The organism is Cytobacillus spartinae (assembly GCF_042865285.1).
GTDB lineage: Bacteria > Bacillota > Bacilli > Bacillales > Cytobacillaceae > Robertmurraya_A > Robertmurraya_A spartinae.
This window is the reverse complement of sequence record NZ_JBIACK010000011.1, coordinates 85,698-100,992: the sequence shown is the minus strand read 5'-3', so window position 1 is coordinate 100,992 and position 15,295 is coordinate 85,698. Positions and strand designations below refer to the sequence as shown.

The 15,295-nt window shown below is 36.8% G+C and carries 15 protein-coding genes; 10 read left to right on the top strand and 5 right to left on the bottom strand.

Translation table 11 applies throughout. From position 1 onward, the window contains the following. The first annotated feature begins 200 nt into the window (after positions 1 to 200). On the top strand, positions 201 to 992 hold the full coding sequence (locus ACFYKX_RS19415) for a formate/nitrite transporter family protein (protein ID WP_389362738.1): 792 nt from the start codon (positions 201 to 203) through the stop codon (positions 990 to 992). Positions 993 to 1,424: 432 nt separating this feature from the next. Here the strand turns inward: ACFYKX_RS19415 and ACFYKX_RS19410 are convergent, their stop codons facing one another. Next, positions 1,425 to 2,039 (bottom strand): transporter, encoded by a 615-nt coding sequence (locus ACFYKX_RS19410; RefSeq protein WP_389362736.1) that lies wholly within the window; start codon positions 2,037 to 2,039, stop codon positions 1,425 to 1,427. A 154-nt stretch (positions 2,040 to 2,193) separates the two neighbouring features. On the opposite strand from ACFYKX_RS19410, the gene ACFYKX_RS19405 reads away from it, so the two are divergent. After that, entirely contained in the window at positions 2,194 to 3,201 is a 1,008-nt protein-coding gene (locus ACFYKX_RS19405) for a DUF3231 family protein (protein WP_389362734.1), read from the top strand. A gap of 59 nt (positions 3,202 to 3,260) precedes the next feature. Then, the gene (locus tag ACFYKX_RS19400; protein WP_389362733.1) at positions 3,261 to 3,698 is read left to right on the top strand and encodes a hypothetical protein; all 438 of its coding nucleotides are present in this window, start codon (positions 3,261 to 3,263) and stop codon (positions 3,696 to 3,698) included. Positions 3,699 to 3,744: 46 nt separating this feature from the next. Here the strand turns inward: ACFYKX_RS19400 and clpP are convergent, their stop codons facing one another. Both clpP and ACFYKX_RS19390 read right to left on the bottom strand, forming a co-directional pair. After that, the gene (gene clpP, locus ACFYKX_RS19395; RefSeq protein WP_389362732.1) at positions 3,745 to 4,326 is read right to left on the bottom strand and encodes an ATP-dependent Clp endopeptidase proteolytic subunit ClpP; all 582 of its coding nucleotides are present in this window, start codon (positions 4,324 to 4,326) and stop codon (positions 3,745 to 3,747) included. A gap of 29 nt (positions 4,327 to 4,355) precedes the next feature. Next, positions 4,356 to 5,081: a sigma-70 family RNA polymerase sigma factor gene (locus ACFYKX_RS19390; RefSeq protein WP_389362731.1), complete on the bottom strand. Its 726-nt coding sequence runs from the start codon at positions 5,079 to 5,081 to the stop codon at positions 4,356 to 4,358. Positions 5,082 to 5,345: 264 nt separating this feature from the next. On the opposite strand from ACFYKX_RS19390, the gene ACFYKX_RS19385 reads away from it, so the two are divergent. Beyond that, positions 5,346 to 6,350 (top strand): DUF3231 family protein, encoded by a 1,005-nt coding sequence (locus ACFYKX_RS19385; RefSeq protein WP_389362730.1) that lies wholly within the window; start codon positions 5,346 to 5,348, stop codon positions 6,348 to 6,350. A gap of 41 nt (positions 6,351 to 6,391) precedes the next feature. Here ACFYKX_RS19385 and ACFYKX_RS19380 read toward each other — a convergent pair whose 3' ends face one another. Beyond that, positions 6,392 to 6,949 carry a cysteine hydrolase family protein gene (locus ACFYKX_RS19380; protein ID WP_389362932.1) on the bottom strand — a complete coding sequence of 186 codons (558 nt, stop codon included), beginning with the start codon at positions 6,947 to 6,949 and terminating at the stop codon, positions 6,392 to 6,394. Between the two features lie 159 nt (positions 6,950 to 7,108). Between ACFYKX_RS19380 and ACFYKX_RS19375 the strand changes: the two genes are divergently transcribed. The 4 genes from ACFYKX_RS19375 to ACFYKX_RS19360 all read left to right on the top strand — a co-directional run bounded on the left by ACFYKX_RS19375 (position 7,109) and on the right by ACFYKX_RS19360 (position 11,784). Continuing rightward, positions 7,109 to 7,546, top strand: coding sequence for an Lrp/AsnC family transcriptional regulator (locus ACFYKX_RS19375; RefSeq protein WP_389362729.1), 438 nt, complete (start codon positions 7,109 to 7,111; stop codon positions 7,544 to 7,546). A gap of 79 nt (positions 7,547 to 7,625) precedes the next feature. Then, a complete protein-coding gene (locus tag ACFYKX_RS19370) occupies positions 7,626 to 8,414 on the top strand; it encodes a Cof-type HAD-IIB family hydrolase (RefSeq protein ID WP_389362728.1) in 789 nt (262 codons plus the stop codon). 150 nt (positions 8,415 to 8,564) lie between these two features. Then, positions 8,565 to 9,713: an iron-containing alcohol dehydrogenase gene (locus tag ACFYKX_RS19365; protein ID WP_389362727.1), complete on the top strand. Its 1,149-nt coding sequence runs from the start codon at positions 8,565 to 8,567 to the stop codon at positions 9,711 to 9,713. Positions 9,714 to 10,365: 652 nt separating this feature from the next. Beyond that, entirely contained in the window at positions 10,366 to 11,784 is a 1,419-nt protein-coding gene (locus ACFYKX_RS19360) for an NAD-dependent succinate-semialdehyde dehydrogenase (protein WP_389362726.1), read from the top strand. 41 nt (positions 11,785 to 11,825) lie between these two features. Here ACFYKX_RS19360 and ACFYKX_RS19355 read toward each other — a convergent pair whose 3' ends face one another. After that, a complete protein-coding gene (locus ACFYKX_RS19355) occupies positions 11,826 to 12,389 on the bottom strand; it encodes a DNA-3-methyladenine glycosylase I (protein ID WP_389362725.1) in 564 nt (187 codons plus the stop codon). Between the two features lie 113 nt (positions 12,390 to 12,502). Between ACFYKX_RS19355 and ACFYKX_RS19350 the strand changes: the two genes are divergently transcribed. Continuing rightward, positions 12,503 to 13,132, top strand: coding sequence for a LysE family transporter (locus ACFYKX_RS19350; RefSeq protein ID WP_389362724.1), 630 nt, complete (start codon positions 12,503 to 12,505; stop codon positions 13,130 to 13,132). Positions 13,133 to 13,223: 91 nt separating this feature from the next. Continuing rightward, the gene (locus ACFYKX_RS19345) at positions 13,224 to 15,293 is read left to right on the top strand and encodes a hypothetical protein (protein ID WP_389362723.1); all 2,070 of its coding nucleotides are present in this window, start codon (positions 13,224 to 13,226) and stop codon (positions 15,291 to 15,293) included. The last annotated feature ends 2 nt before the right edge of the window (positions 15,294 to 15,295 follow it).

The following is a 15,295-nucleotide window of genomic DNA, read 5'->3' as shown; positions in this document are numbered from 1 at the left end:
ACCTACTTAGTATACAAAACATTCAAATAATTTTAACGCTAATAAAACTTCGTTATACGAAATATTATTACATATGCCACATTAAAAAGAAACAGGCTTTTTTCATTTGTAACTTATTATCACTTCACCTTTTCCCCTCACATAGTTCTTAAATTAATTGGTAAGGCTAAAGAAAAAGCTTAATGAATGGTGGAGAACTTATGGAAAGTCAACCTTTAAGAGAGGTTGAAAAATTAGCGTTAAAAAAGCTCAAAATTTATCAAGACAGCGTAATTCGCTATCTATTAAGATCCATACTTGCAAGTATGTTTATTGGATTTGGAGTAATCGTTGCTTTTAAAACAGGGGGTTACTTCTACCATATACACTCGCCAGTTACTTATCCAATGGCAGCCTTCACTTTTGGTGCTGCAATCATCTTAATTGCTTATGGAGGAGGCGACTTATTTACCGGAAATACCTTTTACTTTACGTATGCAGCCCTTCGAAAAAAGATGATTTGGTGGGATGTTATAAAACTTTGGACTCTTAGCTACTTGGGGAATATTTTAGGGGCTATGACCTTTGCCTTTCTAATATTTACTACCGGCTTGTTCTCAGATCTAGAGGTAAATGCATTTCTATTAAATGTTGTGGAGAAGAAGATGCATGCTCCTACTTCCGAATTGTTCTTCAGAGGAATTTTATGTAATTGGCTAGTATGTCTTGCCTTTTTCATTCCTATGTCAATAAAGGGAGATGGGGCCAAATTATTTGTTATGATTCTTTTTGTGTTCTGTTTTTTCATATCAGGCTATGAGCATAGTATAGCGAATATGTGTACCTTTGCCATTGCTCTAGTTCTCAATCATCCTGGGACGATTTCCTTTGAAGGTGTCGTACATAATCTTATACCTGTTACGATTGGAAACCTTATTGGAGGAAGCCTTTTAATGGGATTTATGTACTACTATGTAAACAAGCCATTTTTACATATGGAAGACAGCGAATAAAACTCTTCATGCTAAGAGAGTTTTATTTTTTTGTCGTTTTTTAGCAAAATTTATTTAGTTTCAATAGCGAAAGTAGAGGTATATGTATAAAAAAGACAAATCCATAGAAAGGAGAAAATATGAAAATTAAAGTAAAGAGTTGGAGAATGCTTTCTACCCAGGACAAGCTATTTATTTTAAAAGCAATCAGTTTCTATTCACAATCTAGAAAGACAATCACTCAGTCATAAACTCCTCAGTGAAATCACATACTTCTCTTACCCTCTCATCTTACATTAACTAGCAAGGAAATTTTTCATATTGAAAACTCTTAAGGAGTTGGAACGTATTAAAGCAGCAAATCGCATCAACTGTTATAAACTTTCGTCCCAATAGAGATAATTCCAGACAATCAAGGGTAAATGGATAGACTAAATCTCCTAATCTATCCATTTACCCATTTAAGTTCTGACTATTAGCATATTTTTTATATAAAGATTCAACCTTTGTAAAAGCCCATTGAATGGCTAATCCGTGTAAAATGATTCCTATAATTGACGTGACTGTTAAACACCAAATGGTTATAGAGCTTTCAGTTTCCAGCATCTTACGACCGAAAAACATTAAGTGGCCCAATACATAAATGAGTGAAGAAAAATAATGATCAATCCCCTCTAGTAACTGAATCACTAAGGCTTCAAGAGCTAATAGGAAAAACAATGCCGCAAATAGTACCGTTTTTGATTGGTATGTCAATCTATCAACAGCTGGCTGAATATAATACTTTGTGATTGTTTTGATTCTGAATAAATAAACCACTCTTACTATACGAGCTAATTGGAAGAATTGGTCAAGAGGAATAATAGCAATCACTAAAAATGGGTTCTTCTTAATAAACGTCCATTTTTGTTCTGAAAAATATAGTCGAACAAAAAAATCCGTAGCAAAAATTAGCCACACTATCCAGTTTAAAATCGAATGATGAGTTTCTTCCGTCCATAGAGTTATGATCGTAAACATGACGAGAATAACCATGATTCCTTCATAAAAACGCTGAAACAACTTCATGAATTCTTCCCCTTCTCTTGTACCTTGTATCTATTATACATGTTTTCATTTGCTAAAAATGATCAATGCACCCAATAACTACACTGATAGACTGACTATCTTTGGAAAATTGGGTAAACCTACTGATATAAGAAATTAGCTATGAGGTGATGTTTTGGAAACCGGACATAGTATACGATTGACATCTGCAGAGATTTCTCAATTATGGACTCAATATCAAAACGATAGCATGGCAGCCTGTCAGCTTAAATACTTCATACAAAAAGTAGAGGATCTTGAAGTAAAACAAGTATTGCAGTTTGCTTTAAGAATATCTGAGGAACATATTCTAAAAGTTACTACACTTTTCAATGAAGAAAAATTCCCTATCCCTATTGGATTCAATAATGAAGACGTTAATCTTAATGCCCCAAGGTTATACTCAGATACTTTTGCTTTATTTTATGTTCTACAATTAGGAGGGTTATCTCTCAGTGCTTACAGTTTAGCCGTTGCGCTAGCATCTAGGTCCGACATACACAAGCACTTTTCTAAATGTCTGAATGAGGCAATACAGCTTCACAAGAATGCCTTGGAGGCTAGTTTACAAAAAGGGGTTTATATTCGTGCTCCTTATATCTCTACACCGACCGAACCAGAATATGTAACTCAACAGAATTTTCTAACAGGTTGGCTTGGAGAACGAAGACCTTTAACTTCTATCGAAATTACGAATCTCTATGCAAATATTCAACGCAACTCTCTTGGTTCCGCTTTATTAATCGGTTATAGCCAAGTAGCGAAAAATCCAAAAATAATAAAATATTTTGTCAGAGGAAAAGAAATTGCCAATAAACATGTAGAAGTATTTGGTTCTCTCTTACGTGAAGAAGACTTACCAATCCCTATGACCTGGGATAGTGATATCACAGACTCCACAGTTGCACCTTTTTCAGAGAAGCTTATGATGTTTCAGACCGCTGCCTTAATAGGCCTAAGTATAGGCTTTTATGGAGCAAGTATGGCAGCTAGCCCTAGGAGAGATATTGGGTTACAGTATAGCCGTGTTTCGGGAGAAATTGCGAAATACGCTGAAGATGGAGCAAATATAATGATTGACCATGGATGGTTAGAGAAGCCTCCGTCAGCTAGTGACCGAGATAAAATAGCTTTTAAGAAGTAGCTATGGTCCCCCCTTTTTGGGGTTTATCAATAAAAGTACTATGGAAGGAGGCTTCCAGTATGAAAATTAAAGCTATAGCCATCACAATTTTAATGCTTCCTATCATTTTACCATTTAGTGCACGAGGCATGACCATTGAGGAACTTCCGAGCCACCAAACCTCAAAGCAATGGTCTGTAACGATTCATGAAGCGGATAAGAATGGCCCAAATATAAGATACTCAAAAATGGAACCTTATCACACTTATAGCATGGTTATAAAAAATATCGGAAAAAATACCCCTTATGTCCGGGTACAAGCTTTTCGAAATGAATTAAATTCAAGAACAATGTTTGGATTGTTTGCACCAGTTGAACCGGTTCAATTACAAAAAAGAGGGAAATCTTTTCAATTTGCTAACTTTCCAGTAAAGGATCAAGCAACCCAAATAGAAATTGTCATTACTTGGAAAGTGAAAGGGAGTAAAAAAGAGCTAAAAGAAACCTTTTCTTTTTAAGACGATGAATAACAAAAGGACGATCCCATTGGAATCGTCCTTTTGTTTATTTAGGACTAATAATTTCATCAATAATCCCATATTCTTTTGCTTCTTGAGCACTCATAAAGTAATCACGATCAGTGTCTTTTTCAATTTTTTCAATGGGCTGACCGGTTCTTTCCGAGATAATTTGGTTAATGTGCTCTTTTAATTTTAAGATTCTTTTTGCAGATATTTCAATTTCAGTAGCCTGCCCTCTCGCTCCACCTAATGGTTGATGGATCATAATTTCACTATTTGGAAGGGCGTACCTTTTTCCCTTTGTACCAGCTAAGAGCAACATTGCTCCGAACGATGCTGCCATTCCAGTACAAATTGTTCGAACATCTGGCTTTATATATTGCATCGTATCAAAAATTGCAAATCCAGCAGTAGTAGATCCACCCGGACTATTAATATAGATGGAGATATCCTTGTCTGGCGCATCAGCCGCTAAAAACAATAATTGGGCTACCACACTATTCGCTACGTGGTCATTAATTTCATCCCCAATCATAATAATCCGATCTTTTAATAGTCGAGAGTAAATATCATAAGAGCGTTCCCCCCGACTAGACTGTTCAATCACGTATGGAATCGTACTCAACGTTATCCCCCATTTCCCTGTTCTTATACTTAAGCGGCCATTCTTAAACCACTTGAAGGAGAGGTTGAACGTGCCCGGAATGAACTTAGTAAATGCAATGAAGTGGTGGATTGACTTTCTAATGAGCGAATGGTTGGGATTGTGTCTATCAAAATTGTTGGATCTTGTTCCTTTAGAGCTTCATAAATGACCTCATATAGTTCTTCAAATTCTGCTTCATCCAATTCTGAGCAGTTTGTTGTAAATCCTATATGATTCTTTTCTTTTGCTACTCGCCTTTTCGCTCGATAAAGAAGAGATTTAACACCAGTCTCTGTAGAGCCAACTAAATCTGCAATCTCGTTTGCTCTATATTGAAAGGCTTCCTTTAGAATGAAGATGACTGCCTGCTTTGGTGTTAAATTGCTTAAAAGATAACTCACCATACCTTCTATTTCAGACATATCGGTTGTTTCCTTAGAAACGATATTCTCAATATGATCAGTTATGTCCTCACTCTTTCTTTTCCGGATGGTGTCTATCCATGTATGGTAAGCAATCTTGTTCAACAAAGGTACACTTATACAATCCAAATTATAATGTTTTAGTGCCTTGATCATAGCTTCTTGAGCAATTTCATCGCCATCCCAATAATTCTGAGTAAGAAAATGTGAATACTGCCTTAACATAGGATACAGTTCCTCTGTTACCCTTTGCATATTTCTAGACTCCTCATTGAAAGTATCATGATCCACCTTTCTAAGCTTTTTAATCATTAAGTTCACTCCTTTTAGCACCTCTCTACCTTTGAAACGGATATGGGGTATAAAAAGATACGGGGTTTTTAATTTTTTTTATTCATTCCCTAAATTTATGGTTACCTCCATCATATATTCAGATATTCATTCATTCAAATATTACTTACCTTGTTACTTTCATCCTAAATTAATTGATTTATTAATATTTTTTACAGATACTGGTAATAATGAGGTTAACAAAAAACTTTTGAAGTTAACATTATTTTGGATAGGGGTTATAGCATGAGTACCATTCATTCTTCAGAACTTTCATCTTCAGAGTTATGTATGCTTTGGACTACATATGTTGAAGATTCATTAGCCTTATGTGTTCTAAACCATTTTTCGAGTGTTGTGGAAGACCCTGATGTTAATGAAATCATTCAGTTCGCAAAAAAGATTTCATCTGAACATCTAGTATTTATTCAAGGGTTGTTTAAAAAAGAAGAAATTCCTGTTCCCCAAGGTTTTTCCAACCACGATTGGATTGAAGGAGCACCTAGATTATTTAGTGATGTATTCAATCTTCGTTATTTAGGACATATGGGACGAAGCGGGCTTTGTATGTATGGTGCGGCAAAAGGTACTTCTAGTCGAGAAGACGTTCGTTCGTTCTTTACAACCTGTTTAAATCAAGCATCTGAATTGTATGACCGTGTTACGAACATGATGTTAGAAAAGGGCGTCCATGTGAGATCACCAATGATTACCTATCCAAAAGCCGTAGAATTTGTTGAGAATGAGCACTTTCTATCACCAGGATTTCTGAGTGAAAAAAGACCCTTATTAGCGAATGAAATTGCACATCTATCTTTAAACATTGAGACTAATTCAATTGGTATGACATTATTACTTGGTTTCGCACAATGTACCCAGGATGAAGAGACAAAAAAATATATTACAAGAGGATTTGAAATAGCTAAAAAGGCTACGGAGGTATTTAGTTCAATACTGCGAACACAAAATATTCCTGCACCTGGAACATGGGATTCAACTGTTACAGATTCCACAGTGCCTCCTTTTTCAGATAAATTAATGCTATTTCATGTAAACATGCTTACTGCAATGGGCATAGGTAACTATGGAATGGCAATGGGTGCTAGCATGAGACTTGATTTAGGAGCTCAATATGGAAGACTCCTAGCTGAATCAGGAAAATATGCTGAGGATGGTGCTAACTTAATGATTAAAAAGGGCTGGCTAGAGAAGCCGCCACAAGCTTTAGACCGAGATAAATTAATAAAATAGAAGAGCTTGCTCTATTTTCCAATGGAGCAAGCCCCTCAGTTTTAATCTACTAAGCGTTTTATAAGAGTTTCAGTATCAACTATTTCAGCAAATTCTTCATTCAAATTAACTAATGTCATTTGATGAATATCTTCTGCTCTATATTTTTTCCCATCTGGTCCAACCCGGTCAAAGGTTGCTGCAGCATCAGATACTAAAACCGGGTTAAACCCAAAATTCCCTGCCATTCGAGTAGTAGTTTCCACACAGTGATTGGTGGTTAGTCCACATATAATCACATTCGGACAATTCATGTTTATAAGTATTTCCTCCAAATTGGTTCCTATGAAAGCACTATTTACACTCTTCTCTATTACAAGGTCCTCTGGCATTGGTCGAATAAAATCTTGAAACTCACTGCCTATATCTTCTCTATAAAATAAAGATTCCTTCCTCTCGGATATGTGCGCTACAAAGATAATGGGACGATTCGTCTCTCTCCATGCATTAATCAATCTCTCAATATTTTTTTCTGCCTCTGGATTGTTTCTCTCTCCCCACTTAGGATGGTGGAAAGCCTTTTGAACATCTATTACAATGAGTGGTACATTTTTTTCCAACATATCTATTAGCTCCTTTTCTATATTTCTCTTACAAATGTATTGTAAATTTTTTCATGTATCGGTAACATGCTTTTTATAAGTTATTTTTTTGAAAAACAGATAGTTTTTAAGTTTATTACTCTTTCTTTATTTAATTTTTAAGGTGTGGTGTTTTAGATGGATGAGATTGATGAAAGTATAGTAGTTGAGCTTCAAGAAAACGCAAGAATTTCAATTACAGAGTTAGGGAATAAGATTGGACTTTCTATCCCAGCAACAAAAGAACGCGTCAAAAAACTTGAAGAGAAAGGAGTTATTTTGGGATACAGAGCGATAATTAACCCTGAAAAGATCAATAAAAACGTGACCGCTTTTATCCTGTTTGATACATCAAAATGTAAGCAGTTTCGGGAATTCTGTAGCGCTCATGAGGACGTGGTTGAATGCCATAGACTAGCTGGACAATACAGTTATCTTATAAAGGTAGTGACTGAAACTGTTCATACTCTTGAGGCATTTATAGATGCGGCGATGATTTATGGGCAGCCATCGACCTTGGTCAATCTTTCTTCCCCCATTAGCCATAAGCCATTTTTTCAAACGATAGATACGTAAGATTTTTTTCTTACATTCATTTGTGATAAAATCGCCCCTATAAACATTTATAAGAAAATAACCTTTTAGGAGCGCACACATGAGTGACTATAGAATTTTATTTTTAGATATTGATGGAACGATACTGAGACGAAATGATACGATTGAAGATTCAACAAAAGAGGCTATAGCTCAAGTAAGGGAACAGGAAGTTGAGGTTGTACTAGCGACAGGAAGACCGCTTCACGAAATTGGAGAAATTGCTGAGGAACTTAAAATAGACTCCTTTATTGGATACAATGGTGCATACGCTATTTATAAAGGAAAAAATATTTTTGATGAACCAATGGATGCTAGTACAGTTAGCGATTATTTACAGATTGCTGATGAACATCATCATGAAATAATTCTATACACTAGTACTAAAAATACCTTTACAACTTTGGATACACAACAGATGAAAACATTTATTAAGACATTTCATCTACGACAAAACGAACTTTTTACAACAGAAGACATTGATAAAGTACTAGGAATGACCATTATTAACATGAAGGAGGATGACCATCTTTTATATAATAAAGAAGGTATCCACCTTGCTCAAGTGAATGTGGAAGGCATAGGACTCTGCTACGATGTCATTCGAGACACAGTTAATAAAGGGGTAGCGGTAAAAGTTATGTTAGAACATTTCAATATCCCAAAAGAAAAAGCGATTGCATTTGGTGACGGGTTGAATGATAAAGAGATGCTCTCCCTTGTTGGGGAAGGTTTTGCAATGGGGAACGCTCATCCAGATTTGTTCCAATATGCTAAAAATAAAACGACTGATGTGGATACTTCGGGTGTATACAATGGCTTAAAATCTTTAGGATTAGTCAATGATTAAAATGAATTCAGGCAAAATGCATACACTGCATTTTGCTTTTTTACTTTCTAGAACCTAGCATAACTTGAGAAAAAGAATTCTGAGTTAAGGAAAACTATAGTAAAATGAATATTAAGATATTTCAGAAACTTGAAAGGAGATTCAAACTCTATGACGATTTCTACCTTTAAAATTGCAAACAAGCTCATTACTGGCCACGGTTCAACGGAACTGTTGCAGCAAGAAGTACATAGATTGAACATTCAAAATCCCTTAATTGTAACGGATGAGATTTTAAAAGAAATTGGTGTATTACGTACAGTTACCGCCCTTCTAACAGATGTCCCCTTCGATGTTTATACCGGAGTTAAGCCTGAACCTGAAATTGGCTTAGTTGAAGAATGTAGAGATGTTTTTATAGAAGGAAAACATGATGGTATCATTGCTTTAGGTGGCGGGAGTGCCATCGACATTGCCAAAGGGGTCTCTGCATATGCATTTTATGATGGATGCATTGAAGATTTAATTGGAACTGATTTAGTTCCGAAAAAGGGAGCACCCATTATAGCCATTCCGACAACAGCAGGTACGGGTTCTGAAGTAACCAATATCGCGATTTTATCTGATACGAAGGCACAGTTAAAGAAAGGCATTGTGAGTGATCATCTGCTACCAGATGTAGCGATTGTATCTCCAGAAATGACGGTAACCATGCCGAAGTCCGTAACTGCAGCTAGTGGAATTGATGCATTGGTCCATGCAATTGAAGCGTACATTTCTGTAAACGCTTCCCCCATTACTGACTCATTGGCGATTGGGGCTATGAAGCTTATTGCGAAAAATTTACCGAAAGCGTATGCAAATCCTAACAACATTGATGCACGAGACAATATGGCGACAGCAAGTTTAATGGCTGGAATGGCTTTTGGAAATGCTGGTGTTGCAGCGGTACACGCGCTCGCCTACCCGCTTGGTGGAAGATATCATATCCCCCATGGCGTCAGCAATGCACTTCTTTTGCCGTATGTAATGGAATGGAATAAAATTAGCTGTGTCGAACGCTTTCGGGATATTGCCGAAGCACTAGGCGAGAAAGTATCGGACCTATCAGACTATGAAGCAAGCAATAGTGCGGTTGAAGCAATGCGCCGCTTATCAGCTGCTGTCAACATTCCAACAGGTATGCGCTATTTTAATATTCCGGAGGAGGATATTCCTGCCATGGCAGAGGATGCCTCACAGATTACGAGACTTTTAAAAAATAATCCTCGGATTCTTTCAAAGCAGGATATAGAGGAGATTTATAGGGCGGCTTATTGATTTTTCCAGTAGAATCGTTAAAAGCGCCCCCTTTGTTAGTCGGCAAATAGCTATCTATGAATGTTAGTTACATTTTTTTCGGATGTTTGATGATTTTTGGTATTAACTTTCTATCTTAGTTCACTTTTTTTAGCTAATTAGTGGTTTTTCGCACTAAGCTAACATGTTAGTTACATTTTTTATGATTTTTGGTGAAATTCTGCACTAACTACCCGTCTTAGTTCCTTTTTTTAATCCTAGGGCATTTTTCTGGCACAGAAAACCCTAATCGATAAAAGCAGAAAACACCTTAGTTACAATTTTTAAGCTTATAAAAAGATTTCGGCACTAACAACCGACCTTAGTTCGGATATTTTAATCCTAGGTCATTTTTTTCCACTAAGCACGAATCTTAGTTCCATTTTTTTCATTCCTGTCATGATTTTCTGTACTAACTAGCTATTTTAATTCCATATTTCTCATTCCTAGAATGATTTTCGGTACTAACTAGCCACCTTAGTACCATATTTCTCAAACGTAGCATGATAATCGCACTAACACTCCATCTTTTTACAAGATTTATAGACCTGATATAAAACTTAATTACAAAGCAAGTACTAAAGTTGATATAAGTAAATCACACTCTATTCCTAACAAAAGGAGGATCTACCCTTTGAAAAAATACTCATTTTATATAAACGGAGAATGGACCGGAAACGATTTAGATGTAATTGAAGTTTATAACCCTGCCACAAATGAATTAATTGCCACCGTTCCAAATGGTGGATCAACAGAAGCAAGATTAGCTGTGCATGCGGCCTATGAAGCTTTTAAAGAATGGTCTTCTTTTTCCGCTTACGAACGATCGGATTTAATCTGGAAATGGTATCATTTAATTAATGAACATAAAGAGGTTCTCGCTAGAACCATGACGATGGAACAAGGAAAACCGCTAAAGGAAGCTTTAGGGGAAATTGCCTATGCGAACGGATTTTTATCTTGGTATGCCGAAGAAGCTAAGCGCATCTACGGAGAAACGATTCCTGCGACTCAAAGAAATAAGCGGTTATTTGTACACAAACAACCAGTTGGAGTCGTTGCTGCAATTACACCATGGAACTTTCCAGCAGCGATGATTACAAGAAAAGTAGCACCTGCACTAGCAGCAGGTTGCACGGTTGTCGTAAAGCCGGCTGAACAAACCCCTCTTACGGCTCTTAAACTAGCAGAATTAGCACATGAGGCTGGGATCCCCAAAGGCGTTATCAATGTGGTTACTGGGAACCCGCAAGAAATCGGGAAGGTTTGGCTAGAGGATGATCGTGTTCGCAAACTAACTTTTACCGGATCTACGGAGGTTGGGAAGCTGCTCATGCGCGGCTCAGCAGATACCGTCAAAAAAGTATCTCTAGAACTTGGAGGCCATGCACCTGTTATTGTCATGGATGATGCAGATTTAGATAAGGCGGTTGACGGAGTGATTCACTCAAAATACCGAAATGCTGGTCAAACCTGCATCTGCTCTAACCGAATATATGTACAAGAGAGTGTCTATGAACCTTTTATTAGCAAACTTGTAGAAAAGGTCGAACGATTAAAGGTTGGGAATGGACTCGATGATCAAGTTGACATTGGACCGTTAATTGATGACCCTGCAATTCAAAAAGTAAAAAATCACATTGAAGATGCCATCTCAAAAGGTGCAAAAGTTGAAACTGGCGGAGAAATACTAAATCAGTTATTTTTCCAACCAACCGTCATTTCGAATGTAGACGATGACATGGTTTGTATGAGTGAAGAAACGTTTGGCCCTCTCGCTCCTGTTACCTCTTTTAAAACTGAAGAAGAAGCAATTGAACGGGCTAACGATTCCCTTTATGGGCTGGCGGCTTATGTTTTCACTGAAAACATCTCAAAAGGAATTCGAATTTCGGAGGCACTTGAATATGGAATTATAGGATTAAATGATGGGCTTCCATCAACACCACAAGCACCGTTTGGCGGTTTTAAACAAAGTGGGATTGGGCGTGAAGGTGGCCATTACGGAATAGACGAATACTTAGAAGTGAAGTATATTTCACTTGGTTTGTAAAAAAAATTCCTTAGGGTTTTAGACCCCTAAGGAATTTTTAATCATGTTAGATTCTTCTTATAACAATCGCAAGTAACAATATGGTCGTTTACCATTCCAACCGCTTGCATGAATGCATAACAAATGGTCGTTCCAACAAATTTAAAGCCCCTCTTTTTCAAATCTTTGCTTAGCCTGTCACTGATTTCCGTGGAAGTAGGAACTTCCCCCATATGTGTAAAATGGTTTTGTATCGGCCGTCCATCTACAAAAGACCATATGTAGTCCTTAAAAGAGCCAAATTCTTGTTGAACCTCGAGATAGGATTTTGCATTTGTAATGACTGCATTAACCTTTAGTCTATTTCTTACGATTCCTTCATTATGTAAAAGTTCTTCGATTTTTTTGTCATCATAGGTAACAATCTTTTCGGCAACAAATTGATCAAAGGCGATACGATAGTTTTCTCTCTTTTTAAGTATTGTGTACCAACTAAGGCCTGCTTGCGCTCCTTCAAGATTCAAATATTCAAAAAGCAATCTGTCTTCATACACAGGTACTCCCCACTCATTGTCATGGTAATCCATATATAATGGGTCTTCATTCACCCATCCACATCTATTCATCGTAAAAACCTCCCCCTATTTTAGACAATACAAATAAAAAATAGCCTATTCATTTCATCACTTGCATAAAATGTACAAGTCCTTTAAAAGGACAAGTATTTAATTGTGGAGTGATGTCATTGATTTATTTAAGTTACATTATATTAGGTTTAACACTTGCTGCTCCAATCGGTCCGGTAAACGCGGCAAGATTAGATAAAGGTCTCAAAAACGGATTCTGGCACGCATGGGCAGTCGGCGCTGGGTCGATGATTGCAGACGCCATTTTTATGTTATCTGTTTATCTTGGGGTTGTCCACTTTATAGATAAGCCCATTATTCAAATATTTCTCTGGCTATTTGGTGGATTTATCCTATTATACTCAGGTTTTGAGAGTATTTTAAATGCCAATAAAATATCGTTTGATCACAACAGAAATCGGGAATCCATCTTTAAATGCTTTATGTACGGGTTTATTATGTCGATTTCTAGTCCTCTATCCATTTTATTTTGGCTAGGAATCTATGGTTCTGTTTTGGCAAAAACAGCAGCTTCCTATGGAACAAGTGAACTGCTGTTTTATAGTGCGATGATTTTTATTGGCTTAACGTTATGGGACGTTTTTGTGGCTGCCTTAACAAGTATGTTTAGAAAATTTTTAACGATTAAATATATCATTTTCACGTCTATATTATCAGGAATCTCTTTAGTGGGCTTCGGGATTTATTTTGCTTTTCAAGGAATTAAAGCATTATTTTTCTAACCAAACCTATGCTTACTAGGCGAAACTCACATCTCCATTTCGAATGAATAGAATACAGAAGTACCTTTTAATAAATGGAGCTGTGATATTTATGAATTTACCACCTCTTTTAGCAGGTCCGATTTTACGGCGCGTGGAACGGAGAGCAATCTACCTATGGGTTGCTATGAGTAAGAGATATCAAATTAGCGCCAAGGTATATGCGGTTCGGAATAATGGAAAAGATTATACCCTTTTAAGCAATCAATCAGAGACCAAAACGATTCAACTTGGTAAAAAACTTTTTATCTCTTTAATTAAAGCTTTTCCTGAGGAAGATTCCTTTCCAAGTCAAACTCTACTCGGATACAATTTAACATTTAGTAGAGGGAACGAAAAGTTAGGTTTACAAGACTTTGACTTACTACGAAAAGACAGTCCCATTTCTATTGTTTATGGAAACTTACTCTACCCTACGTTTTATATAGATGAAGGTAAAAACACAAAATTTCTGTATGGATCATGCCGAAAGCTACACGGAAAAGGAGAAGACGCATTAGCCATAGGAGATTTAAAGCTTTCGGAGAACCACTTAAATCTGAAAAACAGACCAAGCACACTGTTTCTGACTGGGGATCAAATTTACGCTGATGATGTCGCAGAGCCAATTGCGCCATTTCTTTATGAGCTAGGTGAAGAACTAATCGGCGCGAAAGAGCATTTAGAAGAAATCGATGAGCGGCTAAAATTAGAGCCTTTCCGCACCTCTATCTCCAAAGTAAACGGCAGGCAGTATATTTTAGAAAACTTTGCTAACTTTACTTCTAGAAAGGCATCTAATCACCTCATCACTTTCGGTGAATATGCAGCCATGTATTTAATGAGTTTTTCACCTGAATTGTGGAATCTTATGAACGTAGAAAATCGGATTTACCCTTTTGATGAACTCGTCGAGGAAAATAAGATTCATTTTGTATTCCCAAGAGAAGATGAGGAATTTGAAAATGAATTCGATACTAATAAAATTCGTTACCAAGAGCAAATAGAAGATTTACAGACTTACCATCAAGCACTTCCAAAGATCAGAAGACTACTAGCAAATATCCCGACCTACATGATTTTTGATGATCATGACCTTACGGATGATTGGAATATATCCCGCGCTTGGGAAGACAATGTATCTAATTCTGCATTAGGGAGCCACATTATTTCTAACGGGTTATCCGCTTATTGGGCATTCCAAGGGTGGGGAAACAACCCCGACGTATTTGATGATTTATTTTTACTAACCATTTGGAAACATTTCCAAACACTAGAACCCTTCTCACCATCGTATAGAAAATGGACAAAAATGTTATTAAACTTTGATTCTTGGCATTATGTTGCTCCTTCCAATCCAGTAACTCTTGTTTTAGACACAAGAACGATGCGTTCCTTCACTCCAAGACCGCAGCCAACTAAAATTGGCAAAGTTATAAAAGAAACGACCTCTGGTCCAGAACTGATAAGCAAGAGTGGCTGGGAGACAATCGAGAAGACTTTACTTGCAAGCGAATGGAAGTCGGGTACCCCTTTAGCTATTGTTTCGGCAGCCCCATTATATGGGATAGGGATCATTGAATCGTTTCTGTTCCATGTTGCATTTCCATTACAGTTGCTTAGATTTCCTGTTCGAACTTCCTTTGATTTGGAGGCATGGAAGTTTAACGGTAAAGGTTACTATGAATTTCATCGGCGCCTTAAAAACTGGAATCCTAGCCAATGCTTTATTTTGTCAGGAGATGCTCATATCGCCTCTGCTGTTAAATCGACCATAACATTTGCCGATCATCCACCAAATACCCTCTACCAATTTACGAGTAGTCCTATGAAAAATATGAGCTTTAACTACTTTACAGATTTCTTACTAAAGAATATGATCCGACTCTATTCATTCATTAATCAAAATGAAGAAATAAACCGTATTTGCGATGAAACATACCATTTAAAATTCGACGATAACCATACACCCTCTGCCTGTCTATTAAAAGAATCCATCCAGTATCTCCCACTAGAGAATCATTCTATTATTTACACAGACAACAATCTTGGGATGCTAACTATTTCATCCAAAACCATTCAAAACACGCTGTTAACAGGTAAATCTTCTGATAAAAAAGAAATTCAATACAAAATGAAGTAAGG